Here is a 21683-nt window from a genome sequence, read left to right as displayed (position 1 = left end):
GCGCGGCCCGCTCCGATCACCAGTTCGACAGCGCGCGATCGACCGTCTCGGCCAGTTGCTCGGCATTGTCCCTGGCAAACGGCAGTGGCGGCCTGATCTTCAGCACATTGCCGCGCGGACCGCAGGACGAGATCAGAACGCCGTCCTCGCGCATGGCATCGACGACCGCCGATGTCTTGGTAGCGGCCAGAGCCTCGTCGCCGTCCGCCGTCAACTCGACACCGAAATAAAGGCCGTTGTGCCTGATATCGGCGACCGCGCCATGCCGGCTCTGCAGGGCGCGCAGCAGTTCACTCGTATAGGCGCCGACGTTGCGGGCATTCTCGATCAGTCCTTCGCCTTCGATCACCTCCAGAACGGCGATGCCGACGGCGGCCGCGACCGGATTGCCGCCGAATGTGTTGAAGTAGCCGGTGTTCGAACCGAAGGATGCGACAAGCTGCGGCCGCACCAGCACCGCGCCCATCGGATGCCCGTCGCCGATCGGTTTGCCCATCGTGACGATATCAGGCTCGATGCCATAATTGGCGAAGCCCCACATGCCCTGGCCAAGTCTTCCGAAGCCGGATTGAACCTCATCGGCGATGACAATGCCGCCGACCTTTCTGACGTGATCCGCCGCCTCGCGCATCACCTTCGCATCGGGAAAGAAAATACCGTCGCTGGAAAAGGCCGAGTCGAGAAGCAGCGCTGCCGGCCGGATATTTTTTGCGCGCATGTCCGCGATGGCGGCGGCAACATTTTTTGCGAAATCATGCGCGGCACGGCCATGGTCGCGGAACGTGTCCGGCGCTGCCACGGTGCGATGCTGCGCGGGGACGCCCTTTGCTCCGACCGCCGCCGGTGACAGTTGCGCCGTCGCGATCGTGGCGCCGTGATAGGCGAAATCGGTGATGATTACCCCGGTGCCGCCGCTGGAATGCTGGGCGATGCGGATGGCGAGATCGTTGGCCTCGCTGCCGGTGCAGGTGAACATGGCATGGCCGAGATAGGCCGGAACGGTGCCTAGGAGTTTCTCCGCGTAGTCGAGGATGATCTCGCTGAGGTAGCGCGTATGCGTGTTGAGCGTCGCGGCCTGCCCCGACAGCGCCTCGACCACGCGCGGATGGCAGTGGCCGACCGAAGCGACGTTGTTGTAGGCGTCGAGGAATTTGCGGCCCTGGGCGTCGTAGAGCCACACACCGCTGCCGCGCACCAGATGGATCGGGTTGCGGTAGAAGGCGCGGTAGGTCGGCCCGAGCAGCCTGGCGCGGCGTTCAAGCAACGCGCGCTCCGATGCCGCATCGGCATTTGCAGGGTACGGCGAGGACTGGGACACGAGCATCTACTCCGGATTGGAATGGTCGAGAAAATAGCGGCGGGCATCCGCGGACGACAGCCCGTCCAGCCGTTCGAGCGAAGCCCACACCTCGGTGATGAGGCGCAGCACATAGTCGCGCTTGGCCGGGAACCGCTCGGCCTGCCAACTGGCGATGTTGGCGATGAGCGCGAGGCGAGCGCGGATCAGATCGAAGAGGATGCCGATCTCTTCCGCCTCAAGCGGCTGCACCGCTTGATAGCCGGCGACGAAGCGCGCGGCCGGCGCCAGTGGATGGTCTTCAGCCGGCCAACGGTAGACGGCGCCGATGGCCAGGTCGCAGATCAGCGGCGAATGGATCATGTCGCCGAAATCGAGGATGCCGCTCACGATCTCCGGCCGCGACGCGTCCATCACCACATTGTAGGAGTTCATGTCGTTGTGGACGATTTGCGCGCGCAGGCTCGGGATGACCGGCGCCGCATGCTCTTCGAAGGCGTCGATGACGCGTTCGACCATCGCCCGCCGGCCAACGTCAGTGATATGCGTCATCATCGGCCGTGTCTTGGCGACCTTGCGGATGTCCCAGAGCAGGTCGCTGCCGGCGGCCGGATGGAAGAAGCCGCGCAGCGCCCGGCCAAGGCGAGCGAGGAAGATGCCGAGATTGCGATCCTGCGCCGCTGATGGGGGCGAGCGCGACAGCAACTGGCCAGGCAGATAGCTGACCAGCCGGATGATGCGCGGCGCCGATCCGCCGACGCTGATCGCGAACTGCGCTTCGCCTTCAAGGCTCTTGCGCACCGAAGGAACCGGCAAGGTCGGGTCGACCTCGAGGATGTGGTCGAGCGCCTTGTTCTGGAAGTCGGTGAAGGCTACCTCTTCCGCCGGATGGGAGATCTTCAGAACAAAGTCGGCCTGACCATCGGTCTGGATATGGAAATTGTGGTCGCGTTCGCCAGGCAGCGGACGCGCGCTGCCGGTGAGCCCGTAGTGCCGGCGCATGATGGTAAGCGCATCGGCGGTCGAGACATCGGGCGCATCCTCGGCGAGCGTTTCGCCGAACGCATCGGGGACGACCGCACTCATGGCTTGGCCTCGACAGGCTCGAGGCCGCACCAGTCGGCGATGAACAGAGCGATCGTCTGGGTGACCTTGCGCACCGAGTCGAGATCGACGGCCTCGTCATAGCCATGCGGCATGCGGCAGATCGGGCCGTAGACGATCGCCGGCGTGTCGGCATAGAGGCCGAAAAAGCGCGCATCCGTCGTCGCCGACGTGACGTGTTCCGTCAGCGGCTCGCCCCAGACGGCGGTATGGCTGCGGCGCAGCACCGCTTCCATCTCGTCGGCGCCCTCCAGCACATAGCCCTCGGCCATGAAGCCATTGTAGGTGAGGCTCGGCGGGCGGTTGGCCAGGAACGGGTCCGCGCGCGCCGCATCGGCGATGCAGGCTTCAAGCTCGGCCTTGGCGTCTTCGAGCCTCTGGCCGGGATAGGTGGCGACGCGCATCTCGAAGACACAGCGCGCCGGAACGCTCGATGTCCACTCGCCGCCTTCGATCTTGCCGAGGTTGAAGCGGATCGGGTGCGGGTGATCGTGGAAATGCTTGTCGTCGACCTTGCGCGCGTTCCAGACGATTTCGAGCTGCTTCAGTGCCTGGATGATGACGAAGGCCTTTTCGATGGCATTGGCGCCGGCCGAGAATGCACCCGACGCATGCTGCGGATCGCCGTCGACCTCGACCCGGAACCAGATCGGCCCGACCTGCGCGCGCATCAGTCTCGGCTCCAGCGGCTCGGGAATGAACGCGGCGTCGGCGCGGTAGCCACGCTGCAGGCAGGCGAGCGCGCCATTGCCGGTGCACTCTTCCTCGACCACCGACTGGAGGTAAACGTTCGCGGCCGGCTGATAGCCGAGGCTGCGCAAGGCGGTCAGCGCATAGAGGCAGGCGGACAGGCCGGCCTTCATGTCGCCGGCGCCGCGGCCATGCATCCAGCCATCCTCGATCGCAGGATCGTAGGGATCGCGCACCCAGCGGTCGAGCGGTCCTGTCGGCACGACATCGATATGGCCGTTGAGGATCAAAGAGCGGCCGGTCGCGTTACGCGGCGTATGCGTGGCAACGACATTGAAGGCGTCGTCATAGGAGACCGCCACGGGTGAAAAACCGGGCAGGTCGCGAATCGCATCGACATCGACGCGCCACATGTCGACCGCATAGCCATCCGCTTCGTATGCGGCGGCCATGAACGACTGCGCGGCATGTTCTTCGCCGCGTTGGGAGGGAAAGCGCACGAGGTCTTGCAGAAACGCGACCTGTCGCGCGAAGCCGTCATCGACCGCGCTGAGAATGGCCTCGTCCGCAATCCGCTCAGGCATCATATTCCGCTTTCATCTGGATGGTGTATCATATCTCATATGCCATTTCTGTGAAATGCAAGAGGCATACGGGCCGAAACGTCAGGCCAGAGCTTGCCGTTCGATGCCGCCACGCCGCTGGGGAGTTGGCATCGGATGCAGCAAGCCGATACTGCTGTCTGGAAGACATGACGGGGAATGCGTTGATCAGCGAAGACACGATGCCGGCCGAAATCACCGATCTCGCCATTGGCTACCGGCGCCTGCCGGCGGGCAAGCTCGCCAATGCGGTGACGTGGATGGAGGCGCGCGCCCCGCAGCCCGATCTCGCGCAACCTCTGGCGATGACCCGGATCACCATGCCCGACTGCGCTTCGTATCGGGCGGTCTTCCTCGAGATCGGCGCGCCCTGGCTGTGGGATCGCGTCTCCGAAATGTCCGACGCCGAGATCGCTGCGCATTTCGCCGACCCGCGCCAGCATCTCTACTACGGCTACGATGAAAGCGGCGCGCATCTCGGCATGGTCGAATTCTTCGTCGCCGACGGCTGCGAGATCGAGATCACCTATTTCGGCCTGTTTCCGTCCTTGACCGGCCGAGGGTTCGGCAAGCGGCTGATGGCCGGCGCACTGGATCTCGCATGGCGCCTCAACCCGAACCGTATCTGGCTGCACACAAGCAGCTTCGATCATCACAGCGTCATCGGTTTCTACAGCGCCTGCGGATTTGTGCCCTTCGCGACAGGATTTGAAATCGTCGACGATCCCCGGATCAAAGGTACTTTGCCGCGCGATGCCGCGCCGCAGATTCCGCTGATCGAAGCAGAGTGGAGCAATGGCAAGGGAGCCTCGCCCTCCCCTGAGAGCCAGCAGGTTGCGCGGACCTAGATGAGAGCAGCTCCGCAATCCGTCAGCCAAGCGTCGCCGCACCATCGCCGATGGGTGCGCCGCGAGACCATTCTGTCGACGCTGGAGCGCCATATCGACACGCGCATCGTGCTGTTCGCCGCGCCGGCCGGCTTCGGCAAGTCGACGACGATGGCGCAATGGGCTGCGGAAATCGCGCGCCACGGCCGGCTGACAGCATGGCTGTCCTGCGAGACGACAGACAATGACGAGGGCGCCTTCCTGTCGCATCTGGTGGGCGCGCTGCGCCATCTGGTCCAGAGCCCGGCGGAACTCGACCTTGCCTTCCAGTCGAGCCCGATCCCGCAGCTCGACGTCGTGCTCGCAGCACTTGTAGCGGGTCTTGCGGCGCGCGCGGCCGACATCACCTTGTTCTTCGACGACTACCACGCCATCGAAGCGCAGGCAGTGAAGCGGTTCATGGAGCGCCTGACGCGACAGGCGCCGGCCAACGTCGCCTTCGTCATCGGCTCGCGCAACCTGCCCGACCTGCAGCTCGGCAAGCTCAGGGTGCTTGGCGACGTCTTCGAAATCGGCCCCGACGATCTGCGTTTCGCCTCGTCCGAGGCCGAAGCCTTCTTCAACGAGAAACTGGGCCTGAGCGTCAGCAGCGGCACGGTGGAGACCTTGTGCTCGCGCACCGAAGGATGGGCCGCCGGCCTGCAACTGGCCTCGCTGTCGCTGAGTGCCGCGCATGCACCCGAGACAGTGATCGGCAATTTCACCGGAGCCAACCGCAACGTCGCCGACTTCCTGATGGGGGAAGTGTTCCTGGAACTGCCGCCGGCGATCGCGAAGTTCCTGCTCTACAGTTCGATCTTCGAACGCTTCAGCGCCGAAGCCTGCCGGGCGGTGATGCGCGCGGCGGATGCAGAGGCGGCGATCACAGAAATCGAAACGCGCAACTTGTTCCTTGTCCCCCTCGACGAAGAGCGGCGCTGGTTCCGCTACCATCATCTGTTCCGCGATTTCCTCAGCCGCGAAATGGAACGGCGCGAACCGGAGATGATCGCGCCGCTGCATCTGGCAGCCGCCGAATGGTTCGGCGAGCGCAAGATGCTGACAGAGGCGATCGGGCACGCGCTGGCCGCCGGCGACCAGGCCCGCGCGGCGGTGTTCGTCGAGAACAACGCGCTCGACCTCATCGCCCAATGCCAGCTTCTTTACGTGCGCCAGTTACTGGCACTTCTGCCGAGGAAGCTGATCGACCAGCGCATCCGGCTGCAGCTCGTGGTGCTGTGGCTGGCGGTGCACAGCAGCCAGCCCGAGATTGCTCAACAGACGCTGAGCAATGCGCGCAAGCTGGTCGAGACCGGACCGACTGACAGCAATGACCCAGGCACCATGACCGGAACCACGATCGAGGCCGAGCTCGTGGTTCTCGCCGCTGCCGTCCACAGCACGCTGGAGCAGTTCGATCAGGCGCGCGACACAGCCCTTGCGGCGCTGCGCGTCATCGCGCCCGATGCCTGGTTCATGGAGGGCGCGACCGCCAATGTCATTGGCTACAATCTTTATGCGCTGGGCGACCTCGAAGGTGCGCGCGCCGCGATCGATGCGGCGCGACGGGCGCATGAGCGAAGCGGCAGCCTGCTCGGCGTCACCATCGCCAATTGCTACATGGCCGTCGTCGAGCGTTCGGCGGGCCGCCTGCCCGCCGCCGAGCGGCTGCTGCGCAACGCCATCATCGAGGCCAGGGCGCGGATCGGCGCAAATTCCTATGCCGAGGCCCTGGCCGGAACGCTGCTTGCCGAACTCGCCTACGAGACCAATGCGTCGGGCGAGGCGCTGACCCTGGTCGAGAATCTCGGACCGCAGATCGAGGGTGCGGCGGTCATCGTCTATCCCCTGGCCAGCGTGCCGACCTATGCCCGCGTGCTGCAGCTGACCGGTCGCACCGAAGCGGCACTGGACATGCTGGAGCGCGTCTATCAACGCGTGCACGGCACGGTGTATCGCCGCCTGGCATCGATGATCATGCATGACCGCATACGCGTGCTGCTCGACCAGAACCGCAATACCGAGGCGCGCGCGCTGCTGACCGAGCATCGCGGCGAAGAGACCGAGGCGTCGATGGTCATCACCACCGCCAACGAGTTCGAATTCTTCGCAGAGGGCCGCCTGCTGACGGCCGAGAAATCCTATGCCGATGCAGCGGGGATTTTCGATGCGCTTCTGGAGCGCACGAAAACCAGCGGGCGCATGCGCCGCCATATATTAGCACTGATCCTGCGCGCCAAGGCGGCCAGCGCCGCCCACGATCCGCGCGAGGCCGACCGCACTCTGCTCGACGCGCTGCGACTCGCACAACCCTCTGGCTTCATCCGTTCCTTCGTCGACGAGGGAAGGTCTGTCGTCGAAGGGTTGATGCGGCTGCGTGCGGCTCAGGCAAAGACCGATCCCGCGCTGTCAGCCTATGCGACGCGCATCATCGACGCCGCGCAGACAATGCCCGCGGCGACGCGCAAGCTGGCCGCACCAGCCGCCGAGAAGGAACAGCTCACCCAACGTGAGGCCGAACTGCTGCGCTATCTCGCCGAGGGTATGTCCAACCGCGATATCGCCCTTGCGTTGTCGGTGAGCGAAACCACGGTGAAATGGCATCTGAAGAACATTTTCGGCAAGCTGGCGGTGACCAACCGGGTCCAGGCTGTGCGCGCCGCGCAAGGGTCCGCAGGCGCCCATAGCCCTCCGAAAGGAGGGGCATAGATAACAGGCACAACCCCTCTTTCGGGTCGGGCCACATGATCGTTAGCCTGCTAGCGTCACCTGGTTTTTAGAGGACGCTGCGGATGGCGACAGGCTACGTTTTTCACGAACAGCTGATGTGGCATGACACCGGCTCCAGCGCCGACATGATGCCTCCCGGCCGTTTCGTGGAACCCGGCCGCCATCTGGAATCCCCCGGCTCGAAGCGCCGGCTCAACAACCTCATCCAGGTCAGCGGCCTGTCGCGCCACCTGGTGCCGATCATCCCCGAGCCGGTCTCGGTCGAGGACCTGCTGCGCGTGCACACGCAACGCCATGTCGACGATATCCGTATGCTCAGTGAGCGCGGCTCCGGTTTCGCCGGGCCGCAGGCGCCGATCGGTCTCAACAGTTTCGACATCGCGCTGCTGTCGGCCGGCACCACCTATGCCGCCATGCGCGCCGTGCTGACCGGCCGCGTCGACAACGCCTATGCGCTGGCGCGACCGCCGGGACACCATGCCGAACCCGACCAGGCGATGGGCAACTGCCTGTTCTCCAACATCGGCGTCTCTGTGCGCCGGCTGCAGCATGAAGGCCTGCTTGGGCGGGCCGCCGTGGTCGACTGGGATGTGCATCACGGCAATGGCACCGAGACGGTGTTTTATTCCGACCCGTCGGTGCTGACCATTTCCGTGCATCAGGACAATCTCTATCCGACCGGGCGCGGCGCGCTGGCCGACAACGGCAAAGGCGACGGCGAAGGCTACAACATCAACATCCCGCTGCCGGCCGGCAGCGGTACCGGCGCCTATGAAGCAACCTTCGACCGCGTCGTCGCCCCGGCACTGCGCGCCTACAGACCGAACCTCGTCATCGTCGCCTCTGGCTTCGACGCGTCAGGCTTCGATCCGCTCGGCCGCATGATGCTCAACAGCGAATGCTTCCGGCGGCTCGCCGCGCGGATGGTGGCGCTGGCTGCCGAGACCTCGCAAGGGCGCCTGATCATGACCCATGAAGGCGGCTATTCGGAAGGCTATGTGCCGTTCTGCGGCCATGCCGTTATCGAGACGCTGGCCAATCACCGCACCGAGGTGGTCGACCCGCTGTCGGACCATATCGACGAATGGGCCGGGCAGGATCTGCAGCCGCACCAGGCAGCGGTGATCGATGCCGCCGAAGCCCTGCTCGCCGGCCTGCGCCAACGCCTCGCCAGCGCGGCCTGACGCGATGGATTTTCTCATCACCACGCTTCTCAATGCGCTGACACTGATCAGCATCCTGATGCTGGTCGGGCTCGGGCTGGCGATCAGCTTCGGGCTGATGAACGTGACCAACCTGGCGCATGGCGAGTTCGTCACCGTCGGCGCCTTCGCGGTCTATTTCGTGCAGAGCATGGGCGGCTCGTTCTGGCTGGGATTGGCCGCGGCGCCCATCGCCGGCGCGGTGGTCGGCTGCATCCTCGAGTTCGCCATCATCCGCCATCTCTACTCAAGGCCGGTCTCGACCGTGCTCGCCACCTGGGGCGTCAGCCTGATCCTGCAGCAAGGGCTGGAACTGACCTTCGGTCTCGGCGCCAAGCCGGTGACGCCACCGATCGAGGGCACGCTCGACCTCATCTTCACCGTCTATCCGGCCTACCGGCTGATCCTGATCGGCATCGCCATGTTGACCCTGCTCGGCGTCATCCTTCTGATCAGCCGTACGTCCTTCGGTCTCGACATCCGCACCGTTATCCAGAACCGCGAGATGGCCGAGGGCGTCGGCATCAACACAAGGCGCACCTACGCTATTGCCTTCACCTTCGGTGCGGCCATCGCCGGCCTCGCTGGCGGGCTGGTCGCACCGCTGGCGATCGTCCTGCCGCAGATGGGGGTGAACTACCTCGCCAACGCCTTCTTTGTCGTCATCGTCGGTGGCGTCGGCTCGATCGGCGGCCTTGTCGCCGGCAGCGTCTTCGTCGGCGGGCTGACCAGCATCCTCAACTACCAGATCTCGCCATCGCTGGCGCAGGCGATCGTGCTGCTTGCGGCCATCGTCGCTGTCCGTCTGCGGCCCAACGGCTTGTTCAACGGAGCATCGCGATGATCACCCGCGACCGCAACTGGCTGCTGATCTTCGCCGTCTGCGTGGCGCTCGCGGGCGTCTATCCCCTCTTCGCCGACGGCCACCAGCTGACGGTGATCCGCGACGCGCTGATCTTCGGCCTGTTCGCGGCGAGCCTCGACTTCTTCTGGGGCCGCACCGGCATCCTGTGTTTCGGCCACGCCGCCTTTTTCGGCATTGGCGGCTACATCATGGCGCTGGTCACGCTCAACGACGCCATCCCCTTCGGAAGCCTGCTTGGTATCATCGGGGCGGTGGCGGGTGCAGCCTTCGTCGCCGCGATCATCGGCTACTTCCTGTTCTTCGGCGGCATCCGTGGAAGCTATTTCACAATCGTCACGCTGGCCATGGGCGTCATCTGCCAGCAGGCCGCGGTGTCGTGGAGCTCGGTCACCGGCGGCGACAGCGGCCTGATCGGCATCCCGCCGATCGAATTCGATGTTGGCGGCACGCATGTCGATCTTAGCCAGGACCTGCCCTCCTACATCTTCGTGGCGGCGATCGTCTCGGTGGTCGTGCTGGCGCTGTGGTCTATCAGCCGTGGCCGCTGGGGCACGGTGCTCACCGCCATCCAGGACAATGAAATCCGCGCCGCAGCCCTTGGCCACAACGCGCCACTTCGGCTGCTCGTCACCTTCACCCTGTCCGCCGCCATCGCCGGGCTTGCCGGCGCGCTTTATGTCTGCATGGCCGGGCTGGTGGCGCCCGACCTTTCCGGGCTGCTTCTGTCGACGGAAGTCATCGTCTGGGTGGCTGTCGGCGGGCGCGGCACGCTGCTTGGTCCGGTGCTCGGCGCGATCTTCATCCAGCGCGCGCAGCAGACGATCAGCAGCTTCAACCCGAGCCTGTGGCCGCTGCTGCTCGGCTGCGTCTTCGTCATCATCGTCTTCGTCCTGCCGGACGGCATCCTGTCGATCTACGCGCGGCTGAAGAGCCTGTTCAAGAGCCGGAGGCGCGCGCAATGAGCGACGTCCTGCTCCAGGCCAAGAATGTCGGCATCCGCTTTGGCGGACTTCAGGCGCTGGAGGCGCTCGATCTCACCGTGCACGACAAGGAGCTTTGCTGCATCATCGGGCCGAACGGCGCAGGCAAGAGCACCTTCCTCAACGTGCTGACTGGCACGCTGCGCCCGACCAGCGGCAGCGTGCGCTTCCTCGGCCGCGACATCGCCGGCTTGCCGCTGCATCGCATCGCCCGGCTCGGTATCGCGCGAAAATTCCAGATCCCATCGGTCTTCTCCAGCCTGTCGGTGGAAGACAATCTGAAGGTGGCGCGGTGGGGCGTGCCGTCACCGGCCCGGCCGGTCGGCGAGCTGCTGGAGCTGGTCGCGCTCACCAATCGTGCCGCGACGCTGGCTGGCGAACTCGCGCATGGCCAGAAGCAATGGCTGGAGATCGGCATGGCGCTGGCGATCGAGCCACGGCTGCTGCTGCTCGACGAGCCGACCGCCGGCATGACGCCGCAGGAGACGCTGGCAACGGCCGAGATGCTGCTGCGGCTGAAGGGCGAATTCTCGATCGTCGCGGTCGAACACGACATCCGTTTCGTGCGGGCGCTGAATTGCGAGACGCTGGTGCTGCATCAGGGACGCCGGCTGCGCAGTGGTCCTTTCCACGACATCGAGGCCGACGAGATGGTCCGCGACGTCTATTTGGGGAGGCGCTGACCATGCTGCGGACACTTGCCGTCTCGGCCGGCTACGGCCTGCTCCCGGTGCTGAACGGCATCGACCTCAGTGTCGCGCCGGGCGAAGTCGTCGGCCTGCTCGGACGCAACGGCGCCGGCAAGACGACGCTGCTGCGCGTCATCGCCGGCGGCTTGCGGGCGAGCGGCGGTGCGGTGGTTCTCGGCGACCAGGACCTCACGAACGCACCCGCCTTCCGCCGCGCGCGGGCGGGCATCGCGCATGTGCCGCAGGGCCGCGGCATCTTCAATCAGTTGACGGTGCGGCAAAACCTGGAAGTTGGCACCCGCGCCGCCAAGGACCGTGGCGACGACGGCATTCCGGCCGACATCTTCGGCTATTTTCCGATCCTGCGCGAACGCGAAGCGCAGGTCGCCGGCACGCTTTCGGGCGGCCAGCAGCAGATGCTGGCGATCGGCCGCGCCTTGTGCGGCCTGCCGTCGGTGCTGCTGCTCGACGAACCCTCGGAAGGCATTCAGCCGAACATCGTGCAGTCGATCGCCGAGCTGGTGCCGCGCATCGCCCGCGAACGCGGCATCGCGATCGTTCTGGTCGAGCAGAATCTCGATCTCGTTCTCAAGGCATCGGACCGCTGTCTGGTGATGGAGAAGGGCAGGATCGTCCATGAAGGCGCGCCGGAGGCGTTCGCCGACGAGACCCTGCTGAAGGACCTGTTGGCTTTGTAAGGCGTGCATGGGGCGCGCCTGGGACTAGAAGGGAACACAACAATGATAAGCAGAAGAACTGTCTTGAAATCCGGCGGCGCCGCGGCCGCCTTTGCCATGGTCGGCGCGCCGTCAATCCTGCGCGCCGCAGACACTGTCAAGGTCGGCCTGTCGATCCCGATCACCGGGCTGCAGGCGATCCTCGGCGAGACGCTGCTCAATTGCTACAAGCTCGCCGCCGCCGAACTCAACGCCGCCAACGGTATTGGCGGGCGCCAGGTCGAGCTCATCATCGAAGACAACCAGACCACCACCAAGGGCTCCATCGACAAGGCGCGCAAGCTTATCAACGAAGACAAGGCCGACGTGATCATGGGCACGATCATTTCGCCCGAGCGCAGCGCGACGCTCTCGGTCACCTCAAAGGCCAAGAAGCTGTTCTTCTATCCGACCAATTTCGAAGGCGGCGAATGCAACCGGTACTTCGTCGCCACCGGCCCGATCCCGATGCAGCAGGTCGATCCGATGATGCCGTGGGTGGCCGAGAACCTGGGCAAGACCATCTATGTCATGGCCTCGGACTATGCCTGGCCGCAGAAGATGACCGAGGCGATCACGGCGGCCTATGAAAAGGCTGGCGGCAAGATCATCGGTGCCGACTACTATCCGTTCGGCACCACCGATTTCGGCCCGGCCTTCCAGAAGATCAAGTCGCTGAAGCCCAATGTCGTCTGGTCGATGGTGGTCGGCAACGACGCCGTCACCCAGCTCAAGCGGTATCGCAGCTTCGACATCAAGCAGCCGCTGATCGCGCCGCTCGACGAGGTCTTCAACAAGGACGCACTGCCGCCCGGCGTGGCGGCCGGCACCTACGCGCCGCAACCCTACTGGATGGCGCTCGACAACCCGGTCAACAAGAAGTTCATCTCGAGCTTCCGCGAAAAGTTCGGCCAGGAAAAGATGGTCAACGGCATCGGCGAAGCCGGCTACAACGGCCTGCATCTCTACGCGCTGGCCGCCGAGAAGGCCGGATCGCTGAAGGACGACGATGTACTTAAGGCGCTGCCGTCGATCGAGTTCGACGCGCCGCAAGGCAAGATCCGCGTCGACGCCACCAACAACCACACGCTCTGCCATTCCTATGTCGGCAAGGCGGCGGGCGACGGCATCGGCTACGAGATCGTCAAGGATTTCGGCACCATCGCGCCGGTAACGCCTTATTGCAAGGTCTAGGCGCTTCGGCACCAGTTCCAGGCAATCCTGACGGCGGCATTGTTGCCGCCATCAGGATGCTTGGGGCGCTGGGAGCCGCTCGCGCAACTCGTCGACAAGCACCCTGATGTTCTCGGAATAATCGATGGGCACGACGACGAGATGCACGCCGCCGCCGGTGAAGGCCTGTTCCAGCGCGGGCCGCAATTCGGCGATCGCGCCAACTCTGGTCCCCTTGGCGCCATAGGCCTCGGCGTATTTCACGAAGTCGGGATTGCCGAAGGTCATGCCGAAATCCGGAAACTCGTCGACCGCCTGCTTCCAGCGTATCATGCCGTAGGCGTGGTCCTCGAGCAGCAGGACGACGAGGTTGAGCTTGAGCCTGACGGCGGTCTCCAATTCCTGGCTGTTCATCATGAAGCCGCCATCGCCGCAGATGGCCATGACACGGCGCTGCGGATAGAGCAGTGCCGCCATCATCGCCGACGGCAAGCCCGCGCCCATGGTGGCCAGCGCATTGTCGAGCAGGATCGTGTTTGCCATGCGCGTCCGGTAGTTGCGCGCGAACCAGATCTTGTACATGCCGTTGTCGAGGGCGAGGATCCCGTCGGCCGGCATCACGGCGCGCACGTCATGCACGATGCGCTGCGGCGTGAAGCGATCTTCGGTGGCGCGCGCGGCGATCCGACTCAAAATACCTTCACGCAGCGGCAGCAAAGCCTGCGCGTTGGGGATGTTGCCCTCGATGCGGTCCGCCAGCAGCTTGAGCGAAGGACCGAGGTCGCCGACAATCTCCGCTTGCGGGAAATAGACCTGCTCGACATCCGCGGACTGATAGCCGACATGGATGACTTCAGGCCCCTTGGCGCCCATGATGAAGGGCGGTTTCTCGACCGTGTCGTGGCCGATGGTGATGATCAGATCGGCCTGCTGTATGGCCTCGTGCACATAGTCGCGCTCCGAAAGGGCTGCCGTTCCCATATAGAGCTCGGTGCCGCCGGGCACGGTGCCCTTGCCCATCTGCGTGGTGAAATAGGGAATTTGCGTGCGCAGCACGAACTGGGCGACATCGGGGGTCACGCGCGGCCGCGACGCCGCCGCGCCGAACATCAACAGCGGACGCTTGGCTTCCATGATCATACGGGCGGCGCGATCAAGCGCGCCCGGGCTGGCCAGCGGCAGTTCGACCGGGTGCGTCGGCACCAGTGCGATCGGCTCGCACTCCGCAGCCGCAATATCTTCCGGCAGTTCCAGATGCACGGGGCCGGGACGCTCTTCCTGGGCGACGCGAAAAGCTTCGCGCACCAGCGAGGGGATCATCTTCGGTGAGACGATCTGGCGCGACAGCTTGGTCAGCGGCTTCATCGCCGCGACGATGTCGACGATCTGGAAGCGAGCCTGCCGGGATGACAGGATGCCCTTCTGGCCGGTGATCATGATCATCGGCATCGCGCCGAGCAGCGCATAGGCCGAGCCAGTCGTCAGATTGAGCGCGCCGGGGCCAAGCGTGGTGATGCAGACGCCTGCCTTGCCGGTGAGCCGGCCATAGGTGGCGGCCATGAAGGCGGCCGCCTGCTCGTGGCGGGTCAGGATCAGCTGGATCGACGAGCGGCGGATCGATTCGACGATGTCGAGATTTTCTTCGCCCGGAATGCCGAAAATCCGTTCGACCCCTTCGTTCTCGAGGGCCGCGACGAACAGATCCGAACCTTTGGTCATGACCACCTCTCCCGCAACATTCCGTCGGCCACCTTCATATGGCATCGGAACGCGACGCTTCAAAGAGGCGTCTTCAGCCGCAGGTCAGAGCCGTGTATTGCAGCTCGCCGCTTTCGGCGATGCGAAAAGCTCCTTCGGCGCGGACCACTGGCTGAGCGGCGCGCCGCGCGTGCCTGTGAGCAGCGACCGCAGTTCCGACAGGTAGGTCTGCACGAAGAACGACGTCTGGCCTTCCAGCGGCGTGTAGGGCCCCGGCCGGTAGGCGCGCGACATGATGCCGTCGGCATTGTCCTCGGTGATCTTCTTGTCCTGCACCGTGGTGACGTCCCACATCCAGCTGATCGCATCGGCGTCGATGTCGCCATCGGCATCCTTGTCGACAAGCCAGGTCAGGATGACGTCGGTTTCCGTGGCGCTGCGCGGGATCATCTGGAACAGCGTGACATAGTCATTGGCAGCACTTGCAAACGACAGGCGCCCGAGGCGGAAGCCGCTTTCGCCGCCATCATAGGCGTGACGGCCGCCCATCAGGCGTGACACTGCTTGGCCGGTATTGGACAGCGTGTTGCGGCCGGAGCCGATCGGCTTGCGGTGCATGGCAAACGGCATCGTGTCGAGGTCGCCGGCCTGCCATGCGCCCTTGTGGAACTCGGCATCGCCGATGACGCTGTGCCAGGCCTCGATTTCGTTCTGCCACTCGACTGCCTTGTCGACGTCGCGGGTCGCGGTCACTTTGACGTGGCCATTGACGCGGTAATATTCGGGGTGAGCCGGCCGGCAGTGATAGCATTCGAGGAAGTTCTCGAGCACCAGCTTCCAGTTCGCCTTGGTGAGATAATTCTTGCGCGCGACGATGCGTGCACGGTCGAGGCCGTTTTCGCGCAAGCCGCCCGTCAGCCCGTCCGCGACAGGCTGGATGTCGGGCAGCGAATTGGCATCAAGGCCGCAGAAGACGAGGCCGCCGAAACTCTTGCAGGGCACGCGGTGCAGTCCCAACGCTTCCGGATCGACGCTTGCCGGAAGATCCTGCCGTGACTTCAGTTCGCCGGTCAGCCTGAACGACCAGGCATGATAAGGGCAGACCAGAAGCTTGCCGCGACCATCCTTGGCGCAGAGCCGCGAGCCGCGATGGGTGCAGACATTGTAGTAGGCAGCGATGTCCTCCTCGCCGTCGCCGAAGCGCACGACGATGATCTCCTCGTCGAAAAGCTGGCGCACGATGTAGCGGCCCTTTTCAGGCACCTCGCTGGCATGGGCGACAAGCATCCATTGGCGCGGAAACCACAAGTCCCGTTCCAGCGCGAAGATTGCCGGGTCGGCATAGAAGGCCTGTTCCAGCGACCAGTCAGGACGCTGCCGGTCGATCAGCCTGACGGTCTCGCTTCTGTCGATAGGCTGGCTGTTCGGTGTGTAGGCCTGCACGGCAAACACCTTTCTGCTCGCTGGCGTTAGGATGATGTTTCGATAGAGTGTGCGATGCGGAAAGGCTTGCGGCAAATACAGATATGATAGACCTTCATATCGAAAAGGCATGAAGGCAGGTTTGGACCGTGAAAACCCTCAAGACATCGCTTCCCCTGCTGAACGCCATGGTCGTCTTCGAGGCTGCCGCCAGGCATGGCGGGCTGACACTGGCCGCGCAGGAGCTCAACATCGCGCAATCGGCGGTCAGCAGGCATGTCGCCAATCTTGAGCGCCAGCTGTCGGTCGAACTGTTCACGCGCAAAGGCAATCGCGTCGCCGTCACCGGGGCCGGCAACACGCTGGCCGAAGCGATCCGCGAGGGTCTCAGCACCATCAGGCAAGCGGTCGAGGATTTGACCGCGCACGATAGCGATACATTCGTGGTCGGCTGCAGCCACGACCTCGCGCAGGCATGGCTGATGCCGCGCTTCGACCTCATCACCTCGCGGGTGGCAGATGGCCGGGTGCTTTTGCAGACATCCACCGACTACAGGGATTTCGACCAGCCTGAAGTGGCATTGTCGATCCGTTTCGGCGAAGCCGGGCAATGGCCCGAATTCTTGACCGAAAAACTGCTCGACGGTGAATGGTTCCCGGTTTGCGCGCCGGCGTTCCTGGCGCGTTATCCGGCGCTCGGCTCGGAAGAGCCCGAGGCTTTCATGACAGTGCCGCTGCTGCATCAGGTGACGCCGCCGGGCGCGATCGACAGTTGGCAATCGTGGATCGGGACCGACCGGAAACTCGATGGACCTCGGTTCACCGGCTACATGTCGATGATACACGAAACCATCGCCGGGCGCGGCGCGGCACTCGCCTGGGCGGGATTCGCCGACGAGCATCTGCGTCGCGGCCAGCTCGTCCGGCTGACCAAGACCTCGCGTCGCCACGCCGGCTCCTTCCACATCGTCATGAGGAAGAATGCCGGCCCGGTGGTCAGGGCGGTGGCGCAGGCGCTGCTCGATAGCGTCGGCGACAGCTGACAGGCCAGCGTCGGGGACAGCTCCGATCAGGCCTCGCGACCAAACCGCGACGCCTCATGACGCGCGCCCCAGACCGGCATGGCGGCTTCGATCTCGGCTTCCGACTTGAAGGCGTCGGAGGCATAGCGATCGACACGGAACCGCTCGGCGGAAACGAACGGGGTCTGCCCGAGGACCAGTTCGCAGGAGAGCCGGCCAAGACCTGGTCCATGGGTGACGCCGCTCTCGTTGTCGCCGCCGACAACCACGACGTTGTCGCTGCCGGGCACCTTGCCGACGATGAGGCCGTTGTCAGGCGTGTAGCACGGCACGCCTTGCGCCCAGCTCGCGATCGTCGAACCGCGCAGCGGCGGGAACACCGTCTGCAGCTCGGCAAGCTCCTGCTCGGAGGTCTCCCGCATCAGCTCGAGATTGTGCGGCTGGCCGGGTTCGATTTCGCTGTCATTCGTCTTGTACAAGGGCTTGTAGTGCCGGCCGGTTCCCCACATGACGGCGCCGAATGTCTCGCGCAGCCACAGCCGCAATTCGCGGCACTGGACGGTGGGAATGGTCGACGGCAGCCCACGGTCGTCGGTGACGATGCGCGTTGCGACGACCCGCAGCAGCGGCAATTGCCAGCCAAGGCCTGATATGACCTGGTTGTTCCAGGCGCCGGCGGCAACGATCACGCCGTCGGCCTCAAGGCTGCCCTGATCGGTCTCGATCGTCACCCGGTCGCCGGCATCACGGACGGCATTGACACGTGTCTTGCTGCGGAAAATGCCGCCGAGCTCGCTGATCTGGCCGGTCAGCACACCCATCGCCAGCTTGGTGTCGAGCTGGATGCCATGCGGATTGTAGGCCGCCGAATGAACCCGCGCCGGATCGATGAGGCCCTGCATCTTCTGGCCGATCTGCGCGGCGTTCAGATCCTGCATTTCCGGCGGCGCATAGGGAGAGTCCAGCACCGGGCGGACGAAGCGTTCGCGCCCGTCCTCGGTCAGCGCCATGATCAAGGTGCCGTTTGGCCGATAGCCGATCTCGACGCCGACCTCGTGCAGCCGGCGATAGAAATCGAGGCCATATTGCTGCAGCTGAAAACCCTCTTCGCCGAGCGGGATCATGCCGGCGGACCAATGGGAGACAAATCCCGCGCCAGCGCTGGTGGTTGCGGCACCCGGCTGGCCCGCATCGATGACCGTCACCTGGCGCACGCCGGACCGCAGCAGATGAAAAGCCGCGCTGCAGCCGATGATGCCGCCGCCGATCACCGCGATATGTCTGTTATCGCCTCCGCCATGGCTGCCGTTTGAACTCATCCCTGGTCTCCCTTTGCTGATGGTCCGGTGCCGTTGGCTGGACCGACATGTCTTTCCAGCCACCACAGAATGCGGGCGGCGCTATCGATGTATTCGGGATAGCCGCGCAGGCTGTGTCCGGCATTCGGATAGATGACGAGCGCGCTCGGCGCCCCCGATCTGAGCGCCGCGAAATGGCATTCTTCGGCCTGGCCGGGCGGTGTGCTCTTGTCGATAGCGCCGGCCATGATCAATGTCGGCACGATCTTCTTCTGTTTGTGGAAGGCAGGGCTTCGCGAAAAATAGTCGCCACCGGATTCCCATGGCGACGTCGTCAGCATGATCTCGTCGAATTCGGGGATCTGCGATGTCCGGTGCTGGCTGTACCAGTCGCCGACCGGAGAGATCGGTATCGCCGCTGCGAAACGGCCGGTTTGCGAAGGCAGCCATGCCGACATGAAGCCGCCATAGCTGGTACCCGTCACGGCGACGCGCGCGGTATCCACCAGGCCCCGCTCGATCAACGCGTCGACGCCGCAGATGATATCCTGCGCGTCGGCGCCGCCCATGTCGCCCTTCACCGCGCGGGCAAAGTCGTCGCCGCGTCCGGTGCTGCCCCTGGGGTTGGGGAAGAGGACCGTCCAGCCGCGGCTGGCGAGAATGGCGCCGGCGCGTGACCGGGCAAGCCAGCGATTGCGGTGCGCGGAGACCGGGCCGCCATGGACGTCGACCAACAGCGGCGTCGGGCCGGTGACCGCCTGTGGCCGCACCAGCCAGCCCTGGATCTTCAGCCCGTCCGGCGCTGTCCATTCGAACGGCTCGATCGTGCCGCACGGTGCTGTGGCGCCGGCTTCACCTTGTGCCGCCAGCGAGGCCAGTTCGACAATTGTGCCGTTGGTCTCTTCGGCCAGGAACGGGGCGCGCGACCAGGATTCGGCGATGAACAGCGAGCCCTTGTCACCGATCGGACTGGACGCGGGCACCCACTCACCATGGGTGAGTTCACGCGACGCCCAATGTTGCGTGGCAACCGACCGCTCGAGCGAGAAATCTCCGCTTGCCGTTTCGGGACCGCGCGCGCCGGCGAAATGGATCATCGTCGTCGAGCGCCATTCGATCGACGTCACATCGATGCCCAGCGTGTCCGCCGTTGCAACGTCGCCCGTCGTCACGTCGAGAATGGAAAGCAAGCCTGAAACCAGTCCGCGATCGCTGCAGAAGGCCTGCACGAACGCGACCTTGTCGCCGCTCGGATTGCCTCTGACGCAGCCGATCTGGTCCCGCGGCGTGTGAACGATCCGTGCCTCACCCGAGCCGGCGTCGACCAGTGCCAGCCGCGCCCTGTACCAGCTGCCTTCGCTGTGATCGTCACTGACCAGTGCCGCGATGCTGTCCTTGCCGGACCAGCTTGCTTCCCAGACATTCAACGGCGGTGCCGTGAGCTGGCGCGCAGCGCCCTCAAGATCCCATATCCACAGGGTGCGCCACAAATCCTCGCCTTCGCCGAGCCGCACCTCGGGCAGCCAGGCCTCGGCTTCAGCGGGCTGCTTCTGGGCATAGCCGCCATGGATGCCGGCAAGGTCCGCGGCGGCGCCGGCAACCACGAGAAGAAGCCTTTTGCCGTCCGGCGACCAGTCAATCTGCTCGATGCGCCCACGCAAGGCGACGCTCGCGACAACGGCGCCGCCTGATCTCGTCTCGATTAGGTCCGTCGCAGGACCTTCACCCTGGCAGGCGAATGCCAGCAGTCTGCCGTCGGGCGACAAGCGGATCTGACGCGCTTCCCTGTCGCTGAGGCGCTTGATCGCGCCACTGCCGCGCTCGACCTCGTAGAGCCTGCTGCTGGTTCCGCCCTCGATCGGTCCTTCGAAACTCTGGCCGATAAAATAAAGCTGCCCAGCACCCTGATGACCACACAGCGAGCGGCCGCCGAAAACATGTCCGGGTGCGCCCAGAAGATCGCTGTAGAACCTGTGGACGGCTTCGAATTCCACTGACGAGCGAAAATCCCGTTGCATCGAATACCCTCACACAAGGATGCGTTCAGGACCCGTCGCGCATCCATTCGCTGGAGCCGCGCCGCATTGTCCAAATGGCAGCGACGGCGACCATACAGGCTCATTCCGGACTGTCTAGACACATGTGTCTGTGGCCTGATACTTGATGCGCACTGCATCTGAATCGCACGTCCGGAACGCCGCTTGATCCGGTCTTCCGTCGTGTTGGTGTTGCCGAGAGAGCGAGGAAAAGTGAGCGTTTCGACTGCCGCCAAGGCCATTTTCGACAGTGAAATCATATGGGATGCGCATTCCGGCTTCATGCCGGACCCAGCCGCGGACCTGAACAATCTGCAGATCTGGCGTGACGCCGGCATCAACTATCTGTCGATCGATGTCGGCTTCGACCTGTTGCCCTGGGAGCAGACAGTGCGGACCCTGGCGAATTTCCGCCACTGGATCCTTGCCAATCCTGAGCACTACACGCTGGTCTCCTCCGTCGCGGAAATCCGCAAGGCCAAGCTCGAGGGCACACTGGCGATCACCTTCGACATCGAGGGCATGAACGCGCTCGACGGCCGCATTGAGATGGTGGAGTTCTATCACCATCTGGGCGTCCGCCAGATCCTGTTTGCCTACAACAGGAACAACCTCGCCGGCGGCGGTTGTCACGATGTCGAGACCAATCTGACGGCGTTCGGCCGCCAGGTCATCGACGAGATGAACCGTCTCGGCATGTTCGTCGACGTCACCCACACCGGCTACCGCACCTCGATGGAGGTGATGGAGTACTCCAACAGGCCGGTCATATTCTCGCACTCCAACGCCAAGGCCCTGTGCGGCCATGGCCGCAACATCACCGACGAGCAGATCAAGGCCTGCGCGCGCACCGGCGGCATCGTCGCGATCGTCGGGCTCAATCGTTTCCTGGGAGAAGGACGGACGGACTCGGACAGGCTGGCTGACCACATCGAATATCTCGTCGATCTGGTTGGTCCAAATCATGTCGGCATCGGACTGGACTACGCCTTTCCGGTAGACTTCAAAGGCATTGACCGCATCATTTCCGACAACCCGCAATTCTGGCCCAAGAGCGAATATCCGGAGGGGGCGACAAGCTACTCGGCTCCAGGTCAGATGCGCGAACTGACCGAGGTTCTTCTCCGCCGTGGCCAGTCCGAGCAAACCGTGCGCGACGTCCTGGGCGGCAATTTCATGCGCCTGGCGGCTGAAATCTGGAAGTGACCGGCGGCGGAGAGGCGCATCTCCGCTCCAGCACTTGATCCAGATCCCACCGAATGGCGGGCCAGGCCGCGCCATGTGGGCGATCAC

General features: G+C 64.5%; 17 protein-coding genes. 10 read left to right on the top strand and 7 right to left on the bottom strand.

All coding sequences use genetic code 11. The annotated features are described in order from the left end of the window. Positions 1-16 precede the first annotated feature (16 nt). From C8D77_RS09575 to C8D77_RS09565, 3 genes are read right to left on the bottom strand one after another with little or no spacing between them, the layout of a single operon-like run. Entirely contained in the window at positions 17-1324 is a 1308-nt protein-coding gene (locus C8D77_RS09575) for an aspartate aminotransferase family protein (RefSeq protein WP_170136714.1), read from the bottom strand. Next, a complete protein-coding gene (locus C8D77_RS09570) occupies positions 1325-2383 on the bottom strand; it encodes a phosphotransferase (protein ID WP_109661761.1) in 1059 nt (352 codons plus the stop codon). Then, positions 2380-3675, bottom strand: coding sequence for an ArgE/DapE family deacylase (locus tag C8D77_RS09565; protein ID WP_170136732.1), 1296 nt, complete (start codon positions 3673-3675; stop codon positions 2380-2382). Before C8D77_RS09565 ends, C8D77_RS09570 begins: the two co-directional genes overlap by 4 nt. Positions 3676-3857: 182 nt before the next feature. On the opposite strand from C8D77_RS09565, the gene C8D77_RS09560 reads away from it, so the two are divergent. The 8 genes from C8D77_RS09560 to C8D77_RS09525 all read left to right on the top strand — a co-directional run bounded on the left by C8D77_RS09560 (position 3858) and on the right by C8D77_RS09525 (position 12935). Continuing rightward, a complete protein-coding gene (locus tag C8D77_RS09560) occupies positions 3858-4541 on the top strand; it encodes a GNAT family N-acetyltransferase (RefSeq protein ID WP_109663237.1) in 684 nt (227 codons plus the stop codon). Next, positions 4542-7268: a winged helix-turn-helix domain-containing protein gene (locus C8D77_RS09555; protein WP_109661757.1), complete on the top strand. Its 2727-nt coding sequence runs from the start codon at positions 4542-4544 to the stop codon at positions 7266-7268. It begins immediately after the preceding gene. Positions 7269-7351: 83 nt separating this feature from the next. Further along, positions 7352-8473, top strand: coding sequence for a class II histone deacetylase (locus C8D77_RS09550; protein ID WP_109661755.1), 1122 nt, complete (start codon positions 7352-7354; stop codon positions 8471-8473). A gap of 4 nt (positions 8474-8477) precedes the next feature. Next, entirely contained in the window at positions 8478-9335 is an 858-nt protein-coding gene (urtB, locus tag C8D77_RS09545; RefSeq protein ID WP_109663235.1) for an urea ABC transporter permease subunit UrtB, read from the top strand. Beyond that, positions 9332-10318, top strand: a complete 987-nt coding sequence (locus C8D77_RS09540; RefSeq protein WP_109661753.1) for a branched-chain amino acid ABC transporter permease — start codon at positions 9332-9334, stop codon at positions 10316-10318. Before urtB ends, C8D77_RS09540 begins: the two co-directional genes overlap by 4 nt. After that, positions 10315-11019: an ATP-binding cassette domain-containing protein gene (locus tag C8D77_RS09535; RefSeq protein WP_109661750.1), complete on the top strand. Its 705-nt coding sequence runs from the start codon at positions 10315-10317 to the stop codon at positions 11017-11019. Before C8D77_RS09540 ends, C8D77_RS09535 begins: the two co-directional genes overlap by 4 nt. 2 nt (positions 11020-11021) lie before the next feature. After that, the gene (locus C8D77_RS09530) at positions 11022-11723 is read left to right on the top strand and encodes an ABC transporter ATP-binding protein (RefSeq protein WP_109661748.1); all 702 of its coding nucleotides are present in this window, start codon (positions 11022-11024) and stop codon (positions 11721-11723) included. A 42-nt stretch (positions 11724-11765) separates the two neighbouring features. Continuing rightward, positions 11766-12935 carry a substrate-binding protein gene (locus tag C8D77_RS09525; RefSeq protein ID WP_109661746.1) on the top strand — a complete coding sequence of 390 codons (1170 nt, stop codon included), beginning with the start codon at positions 11766-11768 and terminating at the stop codon, positions 12933-12935. A 51-nt stretch (positions 12936-12986) separates the two neighbouring features. Here the strand turns inward: C8D77_RS09525 and C8D77_RS09520 are convergent, their stop codons facing one another. Together C8D77_RS09520 and C8D77_RS09515 are read right to left on the bottom strand one after the other, a co-directional pair. Beyond that, entirely contained in the window at positions 12987-14633 is a 1647-nt protein-coding gene (locus tag C8D77_RS09520; protein ID WP_109661744.1) for an acetolactate synthase large subunit, read from the bottom strand. Between the two features lie 84 nt (positions 14634-14717). Next, a complete protein-coding gene (locus C8D77_RS09515) occupies positions 14718-16055 on the bottom strand; it encodes an aromatic ring-hydroxylating oxygenase subunit alpha (RefSeq protein WP_170136712.1) in 1338 nt (445 codons plus the stop codon). Positions 16056-16183: 128 nt separating this feature from the next. Between C8D77_RS09515 and C8D77_RS09510 the strand changes: the two genes are divergently transcribed. Further along, a complete protein-coding gene (locus C8D77_RS09510) occupies positions 16184-17077 on the top strand; it encodes a LysR family transcriptional regulator (RefSeq protein WP_109661741.1) in 894 nt (297 codons plus the stop codon). 26 nt (positions 17078-17103) lie between these two features. Here C8D77_RS09510 and C8D77_RS09505 read toward each other — a convergent pair whose 3' ends face one another. Then, positions 17104-18375: an NAD(P)/FAD-dependent oxidoreductase gene (locus C8D77_RS09505; protein ID WP_109661739.1), complete on the bottom strand. Its 1272-nt coding sequence runs from the start codon at positions 18373-18375 to the stop codon at positions 17104-17106. Then, positions 18372-20372, bottom strand: coding sequence for a S9 family peptidase (locus C8D77_RS09500; protein WP_109661737.1), 2001 nt, complete (start codon positions 20370-20372; stop codon positions 18372-18374). Before C8D77_RS09500 ends, C8D77_RS09505 begins: the two co-directional genes overlap by 4 nt. Positions 20373-20603: 231 nt before the next feature. On the opposite strand from C8D77_RS09500, the gene C8D77_RS09495 reads away from it, so the two are divergent. Then, positions 20604-21596 carry a dipeptidase gene (locus tag C8D77_RS09495; protein ID WP_109661735.1) on the top strand — a complete coding sequence of 331 codons (993 nt, stop codon included), beginning with the start codon at positions 20604-20606 and terminating at the stop codon, positions 21594-21596. The last annotated feature ends 87 nt before the right edge of the window (positions 21597-21683 follow it).

This window comes from Mesorhizobium loti (assembly GCF_003148495.1).
Classification (GTDB): domain Bacteria; phylum Pseudomonadota; class Alphaproteobacteria; order Rhizobiales; family Rhizobiaceae; genus Mesorhizobium; species Mesorhizobium loti.
The sequence above is the reverse complement of the archived record's forward strand: the minus strand, read 5'-3'. Positions and strand labels throughout refer to the sequence as shown.

Coding starts and splice junctions, on each gene's coding strand:
- C8D77_RS09575 (WP_170136714.1), bottom strand. CDS start 1,324: ATGCTCGTGTCCCAGTCCTCGCCGTACCCTGCAAATGCCGATGCGGCA.
- C8D77_RS09570 (WP_109661761.1), bottom strand. CDS start 2,383: ATGAGTGCGGTCGTCCCCGATGCGTTCGGCGAAACGCTCGCCGAGGAT.
- C8D77_RS09565 (WP_170136732.1), bottom strand. CDS start 3,675: ATGCCTGAGCGGATTGCGGACGAGGCCATTCTCAGCGCGGTCGATGAC.
- C8D77_RS09555 (WP_109661757.1), top strand. CDS start 4,542: ATGAGAGCAGCTCCGCAATCCGTCAGCCAAGCGTCGCCGCACCATCGC.
- C8D77_RS09550 (WP_109661755.1), top strand. CDS start 7,352: ATGGCGACAGGCTACGTTTTTCACGAACAGCTGATGTGGCATGACACC.
- urtB (WP_109663235.1), top strand. CDS start 8,478: ATGGATTTTCTCATCACCACGCTTCTCAATGCGCTGACACTGATCAGC.
- C8D77_RS09540 (WP_109661753.1), top strand. CDS start 9,332: ATGATCACCCGCGACCGCAACTGGCTGCTGATCTTCGCCGTCTGCGTG.
- C8D77_RS09535 (WP_109661750.1), top strand. CDS start 10,315: ATGAGCGACGTCCTGCTCCAGGCCAAGAATGTCGGCATCCGCTTTGGC.
- C8D77_RS09530 (WP_109661748.1), top strand. CDS start 11,022: ATGCTGCGGACACTTGCCGTCTCGGCCGGCTACGGCCTGCTCCCGGTG.
- C8D77_RS09525 (WP_109661746.1), top strand. CDS start 11,766: ATGATAAGCAGAAGAACTGTCTTGAAATCCGGCGGCGCCGCGGCCGCC.
- C8D77_RS09520 (WP_109661744.1), bottom strand. CDS start 14,633: ATGACCAAAGGTTCGGATCTGTTCGTCGCGGCCCTCGAGAACGAAGGG.
- C8D77_RS09505 (WP_109661739.1), bottom strand. CDS start 18,375: ATGAGTTCAAACGGCAGCCATGGCGGAGGCGATAACAGACATATCGCG.
- C8D77_RS09500 (WP_109661737.1), bottom strand. CDS start 20,372: ATGCAACGGGATTTTCGCTCGTCAGTGGAATTCGAAGCCGTCCACAGG.